This window comes from Bacillus sp. EB01 (genome assembly GCF_000613125.1).
GTDB lineage: Bacteria > Bacillota > Bacilli > Bacillales > Cytobacillaceae > Bacillus_D.
Genome location: NZ_HG964497.1, coordinates 1,816,584 through 1,831,969 on the forward strand (window position 1 = coordinate 1,816,584; position 15,386 = coordinate 1,831,969).

Sequence of the window (15,386 nt, forward strand, 5' to 3'; positions counted from 1 at the left end):
TGCTTAAGTACGAACAGAAAAAGGCAAACCGCTTGAAAAGGTGGGACGCAAAGCTTCAGGTCTAATGCGGGAGAATTCCGGTGCGATGACGGCTGAGCTGCCTGGAATACGAATGTATTTTAGGGGTGAAGACAGTGACAGTTGCTGAAAGAGGTTTAGAGAACTTGGATCAGGAATGGATGGCTCTTATCATGGAAGCAAGAGAGATTGGACTGGGTAAAGATCTGGTGAGGGATTTTTTAAACAAGCATGAAACTGAAATGCTGCAGGCGGCAGCAAAATAAAATTATTAAGATGGAAAAAATCCAATGGGGGACAACCCATTGGATTTTGTTTTATTTACTGGATAGCTGCTAAACTCAGGGCTTATTCGAACCGTCATTCCCCTGCTTAATTCTCCATCTATTAAACTCGAGAAACTCCCGGAACTGCTCCTTGGAAACCCCGGAGTCCATTGCCTCTTTTACCAGCTTCATCCAATCACGGTCAAGATCATCCCCACCGCTTGCGGGGGACTCATGAATCAACTGATCGACAGAAACGTCCAAAACAGCTGAAATCTTCTCAAGGAATTGAATAGAAGGATTCCGCTGCAAATTCCGCTCCAGCGAACTGATATACGACTTCGCCACACCTGCCTGCTCCGCAAGCTCTGAAAGCGACATCTTTTTTTCCATTCGAATCTTCTTTACACGATCACCAATCATAGACGTTCACACACCTTGATTTATATCTTTATTTTATGATAACAAATTGACCTTAAAAGTACCATACAAACTATACTTTATCCAGAATATCTACCCTGGGAAATAAGGAAGGATGGCTTAACTTGACGTTTTGTCTCCCGAACCGACGGGAATGGAATCTAAGATAACTGAAAAAGGAGCTGTTGAAATTGGCAAAGAAAATTGCATGCCTAATTACAGACATGTTCGAGGATTCCGAGTACACAGAACCAGCAAAAGCATATGTTGAGGCAGGACATGAGGTATTGAGCATCGGGACTGAAAAGGGAAAGGAAGTAAAAGGCAAACAGGGCGAAGCAACAACAACCATTGATTATAGCATTGACGAGGTAAATCCAACTGATTATGACGCATTGTTCCTGCCAGGGGGATTTTCACCAGACATTCTTCGCGCGGATGACCGGTTCGTCGAGTTCACAAAAACATTTATGGATGAAAAAAAGCCAGTGTTTGCAATCTGCCACGGACCACAGCTATTAATAAATGCTAAAGCGCTCGATGGCAGAACCGTCACTGGATACAAATCAATTAAAGTCGACCTCGAGAACGCTGGAGCCAACTACAAAGATGAAGAAGTCGTAGTCTGCGGAAATCAGCTAGTTACCAGTCGCACCCCAGACGATATCCCTGCCTTCACCCGTGAATCCTGCAAATTGCTTAGCTAGTATATACAGGAGGGGTCAGACCCCTATTTGTAATTATGCCATTCCGTATCCGGAGTGGCATTGTTTTTTCTATAGATTTGGGTTCTCGTGCTGGTATGTTTATCGACAGGCAGGCTATGCTTTAATTTTTTGGTAAAGAAGGCTACTATAAAGAATGGAAGCATTGCCTACTAAGAAACATATAGTAAGTATGAACTGAACTTCGTAAAGGCGGGAATAGCATGATCGTTTTAAAATCGGCACGGGAAATAGACAAAATGAAGGAGGCTGGCAAGGTGCTCGCGGCCTGCCACCGTGAAATAGCAAAATTAATTAAGCCGGGAATGACAACCTGGGAGATTGACCAGTTTGCAGAGCAGTTTTTAAAAAAGCATGGAGCTACTCCCGAACAGAAGGGTTATAAGGGGTATGAATTCGCCACTTGTGCAAGCATTAATGATGAGGTCTGCCATGGTTTCCCGCGTAAGGAGCCGCTAAAGGAAGGCGATATTGTCACCGTTGATATGGTTGTAAATCTGAACGGGGCACTTGCCGACTCGGCCTGGACCTATGCGGTAGGCGAGGTAAGCGAAGAGACAGGCCATCTGCTTGACGTTACCAAACAGGCATTATATAAAGGAATTGAAGTGGCTGTGCCAGGAGCGCGGATCGGCGACATTGGACACGCCATCCAGACATACGTTGAAGGCGAAGGCCTGGCGGTCGTACGTGAATTCATTGGCCATGGAATCGGCTCAGTCATTCATGAAAAACCGGACGTTCCCCATTACGGTCTTCCGGGTAAAGGAGCCCGCATAAAGGAAGGAATGGTCTTCACAATCGAACCGATGGTCAACATCGGGACATGGCCAACAAAAATGGATCCGAACGGCTGGACGGCACGAACTGTTGACGGAACCTACTCAGCTCAATACGAGCACACTATCGCAATTACAAAGGACGGCCCAGTTATTCTGACCAGCCAGGACGAAGAATAAATGGCATCGGAACATATTTAATCAGTATCCGATATGCAACAAAGCTTCCTTCGAAATGGTACTGCGAGTACATTTCAATACGGAGCAAAGCTCAAAATGTCCTGGAAATGGTACTACGAGTATATTTCAATACGTAGACAGGCCCAAAATGTCCTCGAAATGGGTCTTCAAGGACATTTCGATACGTAGTCAGGCCCAAAATGTCCTCGAAATGAGTCTTCAAGGACATTTCGATACGCAGCAAAACTTAAAATGTCCTTGAAAGGTTTCAGCGAGGATAGTCTTACGGTGCCAGCTGTCCCAAATCCTCCTTAAGGGGGCAATTTAACAGCATCGGCCCTTACTCGGTCGCTAAGTTTTACACCAATTCCAAGAGCTTGGCGTCGCTAATCACTTGAATGCCAATAAAAAACGAACAGGCCATTGCCTGTTCGTTACATCTTCATTGGATACAAATTATTGCTGCTTCCGCAGGTTGCCGAGCTCTTCGGCTAGCGCCTGCATTTCGCTTGTCGAGAAGTTGTTTTTCCGCATAACCATTTCATAGATTTCCGTCAGTTCTTCATACATATTTTCATCGAAATGGGAGGACTTGATTGCCCCCAGATTCATTACTTTCAACTTGTCTTTAATTTTCTCAATCATATAGTCAACATTCTCGGCAGATTTTTTTGATAAATCCATCCTCGTCACCCTTCCTGAAATTCGTAGTTCCATCTTTCCATGAGGATGGAGAATTGTCAACAGCAACCCGCACCCAGGCATGTTTGCCCAATCTTGAAAGCGGGAAGGATACAAGCAAGAATCAGGGAATACTAAACCTATCTATTATGAAGCAAATTGTATAGAAGAAGGAGAGATTCTAATGGCAGGAACAAGCAAGTTTTGGAAGTCAATGATGTGGGGGGCGCTTGCAGGTGCGGCAGTCAGCCTGCTCAATAAGGAGACACGCACAGCCGTGATCGATGGTGCCAAGAAAGCTTCTGATAATATGGCCTATGCGGTTAAACATCCACGCGAAATCACTGACACCATCCGTGATGCAGCAAAGAAAATCCAGAGCACCGTTGAACAAATGAATGATGATATTACCTATATCGCAGGGAAAGTTGACGAACTGCGCGAAACAACCCCGCAATTAGTTGGAATCCTGAAAGAAACAAAAGGCGCCTTTGCCAAGAACGAAGACGACCGCGAAACTGTTTCAGCCATGCCAGGCGGCGGTATCTCAGGCGCGGATGGCAAAGACCCTATCCTGAGCGAAGTGGTCCTGAAGGAAGCTGATACTGTTGGCTCATAACCCGGCCCCAACAACGAAAAAGGAAGAAAAAATCGAAAATGTCCGGGGGTTGTTCAGTAAGAACATCTTTAAGCAGCTGCTGCACCGAATAAAAGAGGATGATTTGCCAGGCCTTTCCGCTCAATTGGCTTACTACTTCCTGCTATCGCTGTTTCCGCTGCTCATTTTCCTGTTAACGCTGATGCCTTACCTGCCAATACCACAGCGGGACATTCTCGGGGCAATCCAGGATTTTGCACCTCCAGAAGCATTCGCACTAATCGAAAAAAACCTGAACAGCATCATGGAAAACAGAAGCGGCGGCCTGCTATCCTTGGGTATCATCGGTACCATCTGGTCAGCCTCAAATGGAATTAATGCGCTCGTCCGCGCCTTCAATAAAGCATACAATGTCGACGAAACGAGGTCCTTCATTGTAGCACGCGGGATGTCCATCCTGTTTACATTTGGCATGGTATTTGTCTTTATTATTGCACTTGTACTCCCGGTGTTCGGGGAAGAAATCGGGAAATTCCTGTTCTCGTTCCTTGGGCTGGATGGAGCATTTATAGTCATCTGGAATCTTATCCGCTGGGCGCTGACACCACTCATCCTATTCGGGATCTTCACCATCCTCTACTGGGTGGCACCGAACCTGAAAATGAAATGCAAGTCAGCCATACCAGGCGCCATCTTTGCCACAATCGGCTGGATTATCACATCGCTTGGATTTTCATTCTACGTCAGCAACTTTGGTAACTATACATCCACCTACGGAAGTATCGGTGGAATCATCATCCTGATGATCTGGCTCTATCTGTCAGCATTCATCATCCTCCTCGGCGGCGAAATTAACGCCTTCTATGCCGAAAAATCCAAACAGGACAAAAACTGCTAACTTCTTTTTTTGAAAAAAGGCAAATGAATTCCAGTCACACTAGGTCCGGCCATCAAAGGCCGGGCCTTTTTAACGGAAAGGCAGAGACGATTCTCGCTTTCCTAATTTTTGCAATAAATCCAGGTGCGACAGATTGCTTTAACTGCCTATAAAAGTCCGTTGGTTCACCTAAACAATAAGGAAGGATGAAGCCCCACTTTTTTTAGTTTCACTAACGAATAGACGGGTATCATTTTATAAAATCGGAAAGGTTAGGAGGGGGCCTTTCAGCCTGGTAGTGCCGGGCCAAATGAGCGGATGAATGAAAATGTGGTACATACTATTGATGGTCATTCTGCCGGGATCCCGCAAAAAATAATAAGCTACTAGTCCCCAATTGGCCTTAAAGTTTCCTTATTGAAATTAAACAATTTAACTAATATTATTATAAGAAGTTAAAGGAAATAAAAGGATGGGAAGAAATGATCCAACAAATTTTACCGGCGTGTTCTAATATGAAGGACTTTGAGCAGTTTTTAAAAAGCCCCTTTGAAATAGGGGTTTTTCTCGAAATGCATATTGCTCAGTTAAAGCATGTGGATGCTATGGCCAAGGCTAATGGAAAAAAGATGCTTTATCATATGGATATGATTCATGGAATTAAGAGTGATGACTTTTCAACAGAATTTATATGTCAGGAATACAGGCCTTATGGATTAATCACGACAAAAGCGAATGTAATCCTAAAGGCTAAGCAAAAAGGTGTTTTGGCTGTCCAACGGGTGTTTTTGCTAGATTCGCATGCTCTGGAAAAGAGTTATAAGCTTCTTGGTAAAACACAGCCGGATTATATAGAGGTTCTTCCGGGAGCAATGCCTAACCTTATCTCCGAGGTCAAAGAAAGGATGCAAATACCTCTACTCGCTGGGGGGTTCATCAGAAGCGTAGAAGATGTAGAGCTTGCTTTGGCAGCAGGAGCCGATGCTGTAACAACTTCAAAAAAGAAAATATGGGATTACTATTCTTAAAGTTCTTAAGGTTTGAAAAATAATTATCGTATAAATAATTTGACAGCGCTTTCAATTATCGATATAATTGAGGTACAAGTTAAGAGTGACGGAGAATGGGAGATTCACACAGATGTGCCTGGTGTTTATTGGGTATGTTCTGTTGTGGATCTCCTTTTTGTTTTTTGGCATCTTAACATGTAAAAAACACAATTTAGCAGGCGAGAAAGGGGAAAGTGTATGTCAGCATTTATGGGGGAAGTCATTGGAACAATGATTCTGATTGTTTTTGGTGCCGGAATTGGCGCAGGTTCTTCTCTGAAAAAATCGTACTCGAACAGCCCTGGTTGGATAGTTATCACAATAGCATGGGGACTTGCGGTTACGATGGCTGTATTTGCAGTAGGGTCAATTAGCGGGGCGCATTTGAATCCAGCGGTTACATTGGCTTTGGCAATTGATGGATCATTCGCATGGGCGGATGTACCCGGTTATATACTTGCACAAATGATTGGAGCAATTATTGGTGCTTCTCTCGTATTTTTTCATTATTTGCCTCATTGGAAAGAAACCGATGATTCAGGTACAAAATTAGGCGTTTTTGCCACAGGTCCGGCCATTCCTCATACTTTTTCAAATTTATTCAGTGAAGTATTCGGTACTTTTATTCTTGTTCTAGGTTTATTATTCATAGGGGCTAATAAATTCACTGAAGGTCTTAATCCTTTTGCAGTTGGTTTATTGATTGTCGCTATTGGTATGTCTTTGGGTGGTACAACAGGATATGCAATCAACCCTGCACGCGATCTTGGACCGCGGATTGCTCATTTCATCCTTCCAATTCCGGGCAAGGGTGGATCCAATTGGGGCTACTCGTGGATTCCGGTTGTTGGTCCTCTCCTCGGTGGATCGTTAGGAGCTGTTTTTTACAAAGCTGTGTTCTCCGGTGAAGTAACCACTTCATTCTGGGTTGTAGTTGGTATAGCAGTAGTCTCTCTGGGAGCAGCCTATGTTGGAGGAAAAAAACAGCCGGGTGAAATGGCTGTTCCAAAAATGAGGGCCTAAAAGTGGTAAGCATAATCAATGTATTAATGAGTAAGTTTGAAATGATAGCTTTCTAAAATTGAAGTTTACGAATTAACTTGGAGTTAAAAGGGGGATATTTTTATGGAAAAGTACATTCTATCTTTAGACCAAGGAACCACAAGTTCAAGGGCGATTCTCTTTAACAAGGCGGGTGAAATCGTCCATGTTTCCCAAAAGGAGTTTACACAGCATTTTCCAAAGCCAGGCTGGGTGGAACACAACGCAAATGAAATTTGGGGTTCCGTTTTGGCAGTAATAGCAGGAGTATTATCTGAATCAAATGTTAAACCTGAACAAATTGCAGGAATAGGCATCACTAACCAGCGTGAAACAACGGTTGTGTGGGATAAAGAAACAGGAGTCCCTGTGTATAACGCAATTGTTTGGCAATCAAGGCAAACGAGCGGAATTTGTGATGAGTTAAAGGAAAAAGGCTTTAATGACCTATTTAGAGAAAAAACAGGCTTGCTGATTGATGCTTACTTCTCAGGGACTAAGGTCAAGTGGATCCTTGATAACGTTGACGGGGCAAGACAGAAAGCAGAAGAAGGCAAGCTGTTATTCGGTACGATTGATACATGGCTGATTTGGAAGCTTTCAGGCGGCCGCGCTCATGTCACCGATTATAGCAATGCTTCCAGAACCCTGATGTTCAATATTTATGATTTGAAGTGGGACAAAGAACTTTTAGACATCCTGGGGGTACCGGTTTCCATGCTGCCTGAGGTAAAGGCGTCATCGGAAGTTTATGCAAATACAGTTTCCTATCATTTCTTTGGACAGGAAGTGCCTATAGCGGGTGCTGCCGGTGACCAGCAGGCAGCATTGTTCGGCCAGGCCTGTTTTGAGGAAGGAATGGCGAAAAACACGTACGGAACGGGTTGTTTCATGCTGATGAACACTGGTGAAAAAGCAGTCCGTTCGGAACATGGACTGTTAACCACACTTGCATGGGGGCTTAATGGTAAAGTTGAATATGCTCTCGAAGGTAGTATTTTTGTTGCAGGATCCGCGATTCAATGGCTCCGTGATGGCTTGAGAATGCTAAAGAGTGCAAAAGACAGTGAAAATTATGCAGCAAAGGTAGAATCCACAGAGGGGGTTTATGTTGTTCCTGCTTTCGTAGGCCTTGGAACTCCATACTGGGATAGTGATGTAAGGGGGGCAGTATTCGGAATTACACGTGGAACGAGCAAAGAACATTTTGTACGTGCCACTCTTGAATCACTGGCCTACCAGACAAAGGATGTATTATCTGCGATGGAGGCAGATTCCGGTATCCAATTGAAAACCCTTCGTGTCGATGGCGGGGCAGTAATGAATAACTTCTTGATGAACTTCCAAAGTGATGTTTTAAATGTTCCAGTCGAAAGACCAGTAGTTAATGAAACGACTGCTTTAGGTGCTGCCTATCTTGCAGGGCTCGCTGTAGGGTATTGGGAAAGCCAAGAAGAGATTGCATCACAGTGGGCCGTTGATCGTTCGTTTGAACCGACAATGTCCGATGAAACTCGCGATCAGCTTTACAGTGGATGGAAAAAAGCTGTAAATGCAACAATGGCATTTAAATAAAGGTTTACTAAAAGTAATATCAATTTTGCCTGATAATTGGTATACTTAAGATAAGTTAATAATTCGGCAGGAGTACTGGAGAGACCGCAAAGCATTACCGATTATCAGGTGATGTTCTTTGTGGTCTCTTTTCCTGTTTAAGGAGGAAAAACGTATGTTTACAAATAGAAAACGTGTGGAACTTGTTTCGAAATTAAAAAGTGATTCTTTTGACTTACTAGTCATAGGAGGAGGGATTACCGGCGCTGGTATTGCATTGGATGCAACTACACGGGGGATCAAAACTGCTCTCGTGGAAATGCAGGATTTTTCAGCTGGAACTTCAAGCCGTTCAACAAAACTAGTCCACGGTGGTCTCCGTTATTTAAAGCAATTGGATGTTAAGGTTGTTGCTGAGGTAGGAAAGGAAAGGGCAATTGTATTCGAAAATGGCCCGCACGTTACCACACCTGAGTGGATGCTTCTGCCATTTCACACAGGGGGCACTTTCGGTAGTTTTACAACATCAATAGGCTTGAGGGTTTACGACTTTTTGGCAGGAGTTAAGAAAAATGAGCGCAGATTAATGCTTTCAAGGGAAGAAACCTTAAAAAAAGCCCCCTTGATCAAGAAGGAAGGATTAAAAGGCGGGGGGTATTATGTTGAATACCGTACCGATGATGCAAGGCTTACCATAGAAGTAATAAAGGCGGCCGTGGAAAAGGGAGCAGCTGCTATAAATTATACTAAAGTTGTAAACCTAATTACAGAGAATGGACGTGTGGCCGGTGTTGTTGTAAAGGATCAGTTTACAGGCGAAGAATACAATGTTTACGCAAAAAAAATCGTTAATGCTACCGGTCCATGGGTTGATAAAATCCGTGAAATAGATGGGTCCAAAAAGGGTAAGTCCTTAATCCTTTCTAAAGGGATTCACGTTGTCATTGATCAATCTCGCTTTCCGCTAAAACAGGCGGTTTATTTTGACACTCCTGATAAAAGGATGGTTTTTGCAATACCGAGAAACGGGAAAGCGTATGTTGGGACAACGGATACCTTCTATGATGGAGACAAAGCAAATCCGAAAATGGTCAGGGAAGACAGGGATTATATTATAAAAGCAATTAATTATATGTTCCCAGAGGTTGGCATCACTGCGGACGACATTGAATCGAGCTGGGCAGGAATCAGGCCTCTTATTCATGAGGAAGGAAAGGCACCATCCGAGATTTCGAGGAAAGATGAAATTTGGGAATCGGAATCTGGGTTACTAACAATTGCAGGTGGGAAATTAACCGGTTACCGAAAAATGGCAGAAACCATTGTTGACCTTGTAGCTGAAAAACTGCTGGCCGAAGGAAGCGGTCCAATAAAACCATGCCAAACGATACATTTGCCGATGTCAGGCGGCGATGTAGGCGGAGCGGAAAATTTCGAGCGTTATATTTCGTCTGTTGAAGCGGAAGGAGTTAGTTCCGGATTGAGTAGGGAAGACGCCAGGCACTTGGCAGCTTTCTATGGTTCAAATGCACCAGTCGTATTTTCTTTGGTTAGTCACAACAAAAAACTGGCTAAGGAATACAATCTTCCATTAGTTATATTTGCAAAATTAATTTACGGAATTGAATATGAACTAGTTGGCACTCTAGTAGACTTTTATTTCAGGAGAACAGGAGATTTGCTTTTTGATATAGATACTGTCCGGGATACCAAGGAAGGAGCCAGTGCCTATATGGCACAGGTCCTAAATTGGAACGATGAGCAAAGAAATAAATACGATCAAGATCTAGAAAAGGAAATTACCGCAGCAACGATGGTGGCCGGATAAGGAGGTATTCCTTTGCATGGGTCAGTAGAGCCGACAATCGGTAAGCTTAATATAAGGCGCGTGAAAACGTTTTATATGTTAAAATTTAGATAATCACTTCCATATAAAGCCTCCATAACGGGGGTTTTTCATTTGATTAAAAGGTTCGGAAACAGGGGGATGCCAATGTACGAGCTGTCCGTAAAAGTATTTCAAAAAAATGGTTTACATGTGAGAAGTGCAGCATCTTTCATTGCCATGCTGCATACCGAGATAAAGGACGAATCCATTCTTAAAAATAGTTATGTGGAATACAAGGGCCGCCGTGTCGGTGTAACTAATCTTTTATCTCTTGTTTCCCTAAAAATAATGCAGGGAGAGGAATTAACTTTATTATTTGAAAGCCCAATCCCTGCACAGCTTGAAGAAGAAATCATGAGCTTTTTTGAAAAGACTCAAGTGATTGATAGGCAGGAGGTAGAAGCAGATCGGCTCCTGATGGAAAATTCCATTATCATGCAAGAGGCAATCTCTCATCTTCCGAGCGGGATGATTGTTGTAAATAGCAATAATATGATCACTTTTGCCAATGAAGCGGCGATTAAACTTCTAGGAATTCCTTTACACAGACTATTGAATAAACTAGCAAGTGATGTGCTTCCTAATTCAAAGCTTCATGAAGTTTTAGAAACAGGGGAAACCCAATTCGCAGAAAAGCAGTATTTAAAAAAACATATTATCCTCGTTAATCGTGCTCCCATTTTATTCAATGGAAAAATTATTGGGGCTGTGGCTATTTTCCAGGATATTTCGGACTTTGAGAAAATAAATTTGGAACTTCACCAAGAAAGAGAACTACAGGAAAAGCTTAATCTTGTCCTTGATTCTGTAACCGATTTAATTGCTCTTACAGATCATGAGGGAAGATGCATGTATATGAATGAACATATGGATAAACTATTTGATTCAACCATTGAAGGGCGGTTTTTTGAAAACCTTATTGGTCAAAAAGCTTGGCGAAGTTTAGCTAACGGAAAAGTTCCTCTCAATAGCGATATTATAACGATTAAAAACGACAAGTACTTTATTAAAATGAAACCAATAGCTCTAAATAATAAGTTTCATGGTGCTGTCGTCTCATTAAGCCCATGCAATGAGTTGAAATCCTTAATGAAAAAGCTTTCCATAATGGAAGAAAGAACGAAATACTTGGAGATGGAACTTTCAAAGCATCTCCATTTGGATGAAGCTTTTTCTACAATCATAGGAAACAGCGGGGCCTTAATGGATAGTTTAACAATTGCAAATAAAGTTTCTAAAACGATTTCCACCGTGTTGATAACCGGTGAAAGCGGAACCGGTAAAGAACTTGTAGCAAGGGCGATACATGAATCTAGCAACCGGAAAAACAATCCTTTTATTCGAGTTAACTGTGCCGTCATTCCTAGAGATCTCATAGAAAGCGAATTGTTTGGACATGAAAAAGGCGCTTTTACAGGAGCAGTAAGAACTCGTCAGGGCAAATTTGAACTGGCCAATTATGGGACAATTTTTCTCGATGAAATTGGTACGCTCGATATTAATCTCCAGGCAAAGCTGTTAAGAGTTCTTCAAGACCGGGAAATAGAGCGTGTTGGCGGAAATGAAACCATCAATCTTAATGTCAGGATCATCGCCGCAACAAATGAAGATCTAGATAAGATGATAAAGGAAAAGAAGTTCAGGGAAGACCTTTACTACCGCTTACATGTAATACCGGTCCATCTTCCACCGCTCAGGCAGCGGAAAGGGGATATACCATCTCTAGTCGACCATTTTAGGAAACAGTTTAACAGGCAGATGGGAAAAAATATTAGTTATTACGAGAAGGGCTTTATGGAAGCTATTGCGAATTATACTTGGCCTGGGAATATCAGGGAACTACAAAATGCAATTGAACGGACTGTGGCACTTACGGAGGATGAAACCCTTTATTGCAGGGATCTTCCGAAATATATTTCACATGAAAGGGAATCATCTCTGCAGGTTGAATTCAACAAAAAAGTCCTGCCCTTAGAGGAGTATGAAAAGAACATATTTGAATACGCCGTCCAATTTTATCCGAGCTACAATCAATTGGCAAAAGCACTTGGAATTACTCATAAAACTGCAGCTAGTAAGTTAAGAAAGTATAACCTGGATCATTTACTTGGTAAAAACTATCAGCAGCATGGGGAAAATTTATCAACCGTCCTGGAAAAAACTCCACAGGCCTGATAAAAATTATCCAAACTAGCAAGTGTCCTTCCGTAAAAATAGACAAAATTGGGTTATTCCACAGCCTTCTTGCTTTTTTAATGCAGGAAAAGCTGGGAGTGACCCATTTTTTGCTTTTACCTCCATTTACACTGATAGTGAAAGCTTGGCACATTTCTTGCATTTAAATTAATCGAAACAAGTAAAAGGAGGGTATTTTGAATGAAAAAGTTAATTAATCATCCTGAAAGTGTTGTTTCAGAAATGGTATCTGGATTTGTATCAGCTTATCAAACAAGTTTAAAAAGAGTCCCTGGAACAAATGTAGTTGTGCGAAAGGATGCTCCTGTAAAAGGAAAGGTTGGAATCATTAGTGGGGGAGGAAGCGGACATGAGCCTGCTCATGGCGGATATGTAGGGAAGGGGATGCTTGATGGGGCTGTAGCAGGTGAAGTATTTACATCTCCTACTCCAGACCAGATTTTCGAAGCCATCAAGGCAGTAGATGGGGGAAAAGGCGTTCTTCTAGTAATTAAAAATTACACAGGTGATGTAATGAATTTTGAGATGGCAGCTGAGTTGGCCGAAGCAGAAGGCATTGAAGTGGCCAAGATTGTTGTTGATGATGATGCGGCAGTAGAAAACTCTACATACACAATTGGTAAACGGGGTATTGCGGGTACAGTTTTCGTCCATAAAATTGCGGGTGCTCTGGCTGAAACCGGAGCTTCACTTGAGGAAGTGGCCGAAGTGGCAAACCATGCAATCAAAAACCTGAGTTCCATGGGTATGGCTTTGACGCCTTGTACGGTCCCGGCTGCAGGTAAACCAGGGTTTTCAATTGGCGAAAACGAAATGGAGATTGGGACAGGGATTCATGGAGAGCCTGGAATTGAAAGAAGTGAAATCAAAACAGCAGACGAAGTCGCAGAGATTTTGCTTGAAAAGACCCTGTTGCAGCTGAGGCTTGATGAAAATAGCCGGGTAGCGGTCATGATTAATGGGCTTGGGGCGACTCCGCTAATGGAGCTTTATATTGTCTACAATAAAGTGGCCGAAATACTAAAAGAAAAAGGAATCAAAGTCGAGGAGACATTTATTGGCGAATATATGACTTCACTCGAAATGGCAGGATGTTCCGTCACCCTTCTACGCCTGGATAGCAGGCTTTCTGAATTGCTGAATGCTAAAGCAGATACAGTCGCCTTTAAAAGGTAAGTTTATCAGGGCGCATTTCCCCAAGTTTGAAAAATCATCATTAAAGGAGAGGTTTTATGCCATTTGGAATCAGAGACGCAAGAAATTGGCTAACCCAACTCAATCAGATTTACCAGCAGGAAAAAATGTATTTAACTGAACTTGACCAGGCAATAGGTGATGGGGACCATGGAATCAACATTGCCAGGGGCTTTAATGAATTAGCGAAAAAGCTTGAAGGGTCAGAGTATACCGATATAGGTTCTATATTTAAGGATGCTGGAATGGTTCTCCTGACAAAGGTAGGTGGGGCATCCGGGCCTTTATATGGAACTGTTTTCATAAAGGCTTCTGCAGTTTTGAAGGATAAATCCGAAATATCCTTCGAAGAATTGACAGCTGCGTTATCAGAAGGCCTCGAAGGGCTAAAAATTAGGGGGAAAGCCACTTTAAAGGATAAAACAATGCTGGATGTATGGATACCTGCAGTAGAATTTTTGAACGGGCAGGCTAACAGTCCTGACTGGGATAGTTTAATTCAGTTAACATCCAATAAAATGAATCAAACAAAAGATCTTGAAGCGAGAAAGGGAAGGGCGTCCTACTTGGGACCTCGTTCGGTTGGCCACATTGATCCAGGGGCAGCATCCTCCCATTTATTCTTTGCTGAATTGGCTAAGGTTTGTAAAGGGGTAAATTCATGAAAAACGTAGGTATCGTATTAATCTCTCATAGTGCAGACCTTGTTAAGGGCCTATATAAGCTGCTTGCTGAAATCCAACAAAACGTATCTATCGCAACAGCTGGCGGAACAAGCGATGAAGAAATTGGAACGGATGTTTTTAAAATTAAGGGAGCAATCGAATCCGTATATTCCGATAAGGGAGTTGCCATCGTGTTCGACTTGGGTAGTGCCTTGATAAATGCAGAAATGGCAGTGGAAATGATGATAGATTATCCGGCTATTAAAATTGCAGATGCCCCACTTGTGGAAGGTGCTTATGCCGCAGTTATTCAGGCAGGATTGGGCAGTCCCCTTGATGATGTGGTTGCAGCGGCGGAAGGGGCTAGGGGTCTTCAAAAAGTTGATAGATAGCTATATTTCCGAGGTGAAAAACATGATAGTAAAAGACATAACAATTTCTATAGAAAAGGGACTCCATGCAAGGCCAGCTGCAGACCTTGTTAAAAATTTGAATAAGTTTCAAAGCAGCGTGGAATTCAAGGTAAACGAAAAGAAACTTAATCCTAAAAGCGTAATCAGCCTGATGGCATCAGTAATAAAACAAGGAGATGTCATTCGGGTCAATGTAAATGGGCTAGATGAGGAAGAAACAATGAATTGGCTTGTAAATTTCCTATAAGAGGAGAAAACATGAGTTTATATGGACAATATGTAATACCAGTTGTGAAAAACATGTCTCAATATGAATTATTTCTAAAAAGCAGTTATGAATATGGGGTATACCTAGAGACCAATATTGCTCATTTAAAGCCTATTTCCCTACTTGCCAAGGAACATAATAAAAAAATCCTGTTCCATACCGACTTGATTATGGGATTGAAAAATGATGAATATTCTGTTGAATATATTTGCCAGGAAATCAAACCTTATGGGATTATTTCTACAAGACCAAATGTTATTTCCAAAGCAAAGAAACGTGGATTAATGACCGTCCAAAGAATTTTTCTTTTAGATTCACAGGCTCTTGAAAAGAGTTACACAATAGCCAAAAAGACAGAGGCAGATTATTTGGAGATATTGCCAGGGATTATCCCCGATTATATTAAAACAATAGGACAGGTAACTTCTATCCCCGTTTTAACGGGAGGGCTGATATCAACAAAAATAGAAATCGCTAACGCTATTAACGCAGGTGCCAAAGCGGTCACGACATCAAATGTCTCACTGTGGATGTCAATGGAAGAAACACGACAGGTTCATGCTTAAATAAGGTT

17 protein-coding genes and 1 riboswitch are annotated in these 15,386 nt (G+C 42.3%); of the genes, 15 read left to right on the forward strand and 2 right to left on the reverse strand.

What is annotated here, in order from left to right:
• The first annotated feature begins 12 nt into the window (after positions 1 to 12).
• A riboswitch (cyclic di-GMP riboswitch) is annotated at positions 13 to 105 on the forward strand.
• A 29-nt stretch (positions 106 to 134) separates the two neighbouring features.
• Positions 135 to 284, forward strand: coding sequence for an anti-repressor SinI family protein (locus tag TY16_RS25640; RefSeq protein WP_081772925.1), 150 nt, complete (start codon positions 135 to 137; stop codon positions 282 to 284).
• Positions 285 to 359: 75 nt separating this feature from the next.
• On the opposite strand, the gene TY16_RS08075 is transcribed toward TY16_RS25640, so the two are convergent.
• Positions 360 to 707, reverse strand: a complete 348-nt coding sequence (locus TY16_RS08075) for a helix-turn-helix domain-containing protein (protein ID WP_043931339.1) — start codon at positions 705 to 707, stop codon at positions 360 to 362.
• Between the two features lie 188 nt (positions 708 to 895).
• Here TY16_RS08075 and TY16_RS08080 point away from each other — a divergent pair, with 188 nt between their 5' ends.
• Both TY16_RS08080 and map read left to right on the forward strand, forming a co-directional pair.
• On the forward strand, positions 896 to 1,411 hold the full coding sequence (locus tag TY16_RS08080; RefSeq protein ID WP_043931340.1) for a type 1 glutamine amidotransferase domain-containing protein: 516 nt from the start codon (positions 896 to 898) through the stop codon (positions 1,409 to 1,411).
• 221 nt (positions 1,412 to 1,632) lie between these two features.
• Positions 1,633 to 2,388, forward strand: a complete 756-nt coding sequence (map, locus tag TY16_RS08085; RefSeq protein ID WP_043931341.1) for a type I methionyl aminopeptidase — start codon at positions 1,633 to 1,635, stop codon at positions 2,386 to 2,388.
• 456 nt (positions 2,389 to 2,844) lie between these two features.
• On the opposite strand, the gene TY16_RS08090 is transcribed toward map, so the two are convergent.
• Positions 2,845 to 3,072, reverse strand: coding sequence for a DUF1128 domain-containing protein (locus tag TY16_RS08090; protein ID WP_043931343.1), 228 nt, complete (start codon positions 3,070 to 3,072; stop codon positions 2,845 to 2,847).
• A gap of 181 nt (positions 3,073 to 3,253) precedes the next feature.
• On the opposite strand from TY16_RS08090, the gene TY16_RS08095 reads away from it, so the two are divergent.
• The 12 genes from TY16_RS08095 (at position 3,254) to TY16_RS08150 (ending at position 15,378) form a co-directional block, all read left to right on the forward strand.
• On the forward strand, positions 3,254 to 3,688 hold the full coding sequence (locus TY16_RS08095) for a YtxH domain-containing protein (RefSeq protein ID WP_197028372.1): 435 nt from the start codon (positions 3,254 to 3,256) through the stop codon (positions 3,686 to 3,688).
• Between the two features lie 31 nt (positions 3,689 to 3,719).
• Positions 3,720 to 4,565, forward strand: a complete 846-nt coding sequence (locus TY16_RS08100; RefSeq protein WP_442853247.1) for a YihY/virulence factor BrkB family protein — start codon at positions 3,720 to 3,722, stop codon at positions 4,563 to 4,565.
• A 461-nt stretch (positions 4,566 to 5,026) separates the two neighbouring features.
• A complete protein-coding gene (locus TY16_RS08105) occupies positions 5,027 to 5,572 on the forward strand; it encodes a glycerol-3-phosphate responsive antiterminator (protein WP_043931344.1) in 546 nt (181 codons plus the stop codon).
• 219 nt (positions 5,573 to 5,791) lie between these two features.
• The gene (locus TY16_RS08110; protein ID WP_043931346.1) at positions 5,792 to 6,616 is read left to right on the forward strand and encodes an MIP/aquaporin family protein; all 825 of its coding nucleotides are present in this window, start codon (positions 5,792 to 5,794) and stop codon (positions 6,614 to 6,616) included.
• Between the two features lie 102 nt (positions 6,617 to 6,718).
• Entirely contained in the window at positions 6,719 to 8,209 is a 1,491-nt protein-coding gene (gene glpK / locus TY16_RS08115; RefSeq protein WP_043931347.1) for a glycerol kinase GlpK, read from the forward strand.
• Between the two features lie 154 nt (positions 8,210 to 8,363).
• Complete coding sequence (locus TY16_RS08120; RefSeq protein ID WP_043931349.1) at positions 8,364 to 10,016, forward strand: glycerol-3-phosphate dehydrogenase/oxidase; 1,653 nt, start codon at positions 8,364 to 8,366, stop codon at positions 10,014 to 10,016.
• Positions 10,017 to 10,181: 165 nt separating this feature from the next.
• Complete coding sequence (locus tag TY16_RS08125) at positions 10,182 to 12,251, forward strand: sigma 54-interacting transcriptional regulator (protein WP_043931350.1); 2,070 nt, start codon at positions 10,182 to 10,184, stop codon at positions 12,249 to 12,251.
• Positions 12,252 to 12,452: 201 nt separating this feature from the next.
• Positions 12,453 to 13,448, forward strand: a complete 996-nt coding sequence (gene dhaK / locus TY16_RS08130) for a dihydroxyacetone kinase subunit DhaK (RefSeq protein ID WP_043931352.1) — start codon at positions 12,453 to 12,455, stop codon at positions 13,446 to 13,448.
• A gap of 56 nt (positions 13,449 to 13,504) precedes the next feature.
• The gene (gene dhaL / locus TY16_RS08135; RefSeq protein ID WP_043931353.1) at positions 13,505 to 14,131 is read left to right on the forward strand and encodes a dihydroxyacetone kinase subunit DhaL; all 627 of its coding nucleotides are present in this window, start codon (positions 13,505 to 13,507) and stop codon (positions 14,129 to 14,131) included.
• Entirely contained in the window at positions 14,128 to 14,523 is a 396-nt protein-coding gene (gene dhaM, locus TY16_RS08140; RefSeq protein ID WP_043931354.1) for a dihydroxyacetone kinase phosphoryl donor subunit DhaM, read from the forward strand. Before dhaL ends, dhaM begins: the two co-directional genes overlap by 4 nt.
• Before the next feature lie 22 nt (positions 14,524 to 14,545).
• A complete protein-coding gene (locus TY16_RS08145) occupies positions 14,546 to 14,791 on the forward strand; it encodes an HPr family phosphocarrier protein (RefSeq protein WP_043934598.1) in 246 nt (81 codons plus the stop codon).
• Positions 14,770 to 15,378: a glycerol-3-phosphate responsive antiterminator gene (locus tag TY16_RS08150; protein ID WP_331281055.1), complete on the forward strand. Its 609-nt coding sequence runs from the start codon at positions 14,770 to 14,772 to the stop codon at positions 15,376 to 15,378. The genes TY16_RS08145 and TY16_RS08150 overlap by 22 nt, the downstream gene beginning before the upstream one ends.
• Positions 15,379 to 15,386 lie beyond the last annotated feature (8 nt).

Coding starts and splice junctions, on each gene's coding strand:
- TY16_RS08125 (WP_043931350.1), top strand. CDS start 10,182: ATGTACGAGCTGTCCGTAAAAGTATTTCAAAAAAATGGTTTACATGTG.
- TY16_RS08075 (WP_043931339.1), bottom strand. CDS start 707: ATGATTGGTGATCGTGTAAAGAAGATTCGAATGGAAAAAAAGATGTCG.
- dhaM (WP_043931354.1), top strand. CDS start 14,128: ATGAAAAACGTAGGTATCGTATTAATCTCTCATAGTGCAGACCTTGTT.
- dhaL (WP_043931353.1), top strand. CDS start 13,505: ATGCCATTTGGAATCAGAGACGCAAGAAATTGGCTAACCCAACTCAAT.
- TY16_RS08090 (WP_043931343.1), bottom strand. CDS start 3,072: ATGGATTTATCAAAAAAATCTGCCGAGAATGTTGACTATATGATTGAG.
- map (WP_043931341.1), top strand. CDS start 1,633: ATGATCGTTTTAAAATCGGCACGGGAAATAGACAAAATGAAGGAGGCT.
- dhaK (WP_043931352.1), top strand. CDS start 12,453: ATGAAAAAGTTAATTAATCATCCTGAAAGTGTTGTTTCAGAAATGGTA.
- TY16_RS08095 (WP_197028372.1), top strand. CDS start 3,254: ATGGCAGGAACAAGCAAGTTTTGGAAGTCAATGATGTGGGGGGCGCTT.
- TY16_RS08105 (WP_043931344.1), top strand. CDS start 5,027: ATGATCCAACAAATTTTACCGGCGTGTTCTAATATGAAGGACTTTGAG.
- TY16_RS08145 (WP_043934598.1), top strand. CDS start 14,546: ATGATAGTAAAAGACATAACAATTTCTATAGAAAAGGGACTCCATGCA.
- TY16_RS08110 (WP_043931346.1), top strand. CDS start 5,792: ATGTCAGCATTTATGGGGGAAGTCATTGGAACAATGATTCTGATTGTT.
- glpK (WP_043931347.1), top strand. CDS start 6,719: ATGGAAAAGTACATTCTATCTTTAGACCAAGGAACCACAAGTTCAAGG.
- TY16_RS08120 (WP_043931349.1), top strand. CDS start 8,364: ATGTTTACAAATAGAAAACGTGTGGAACTTGTTTCGAAATTAAAAAGT.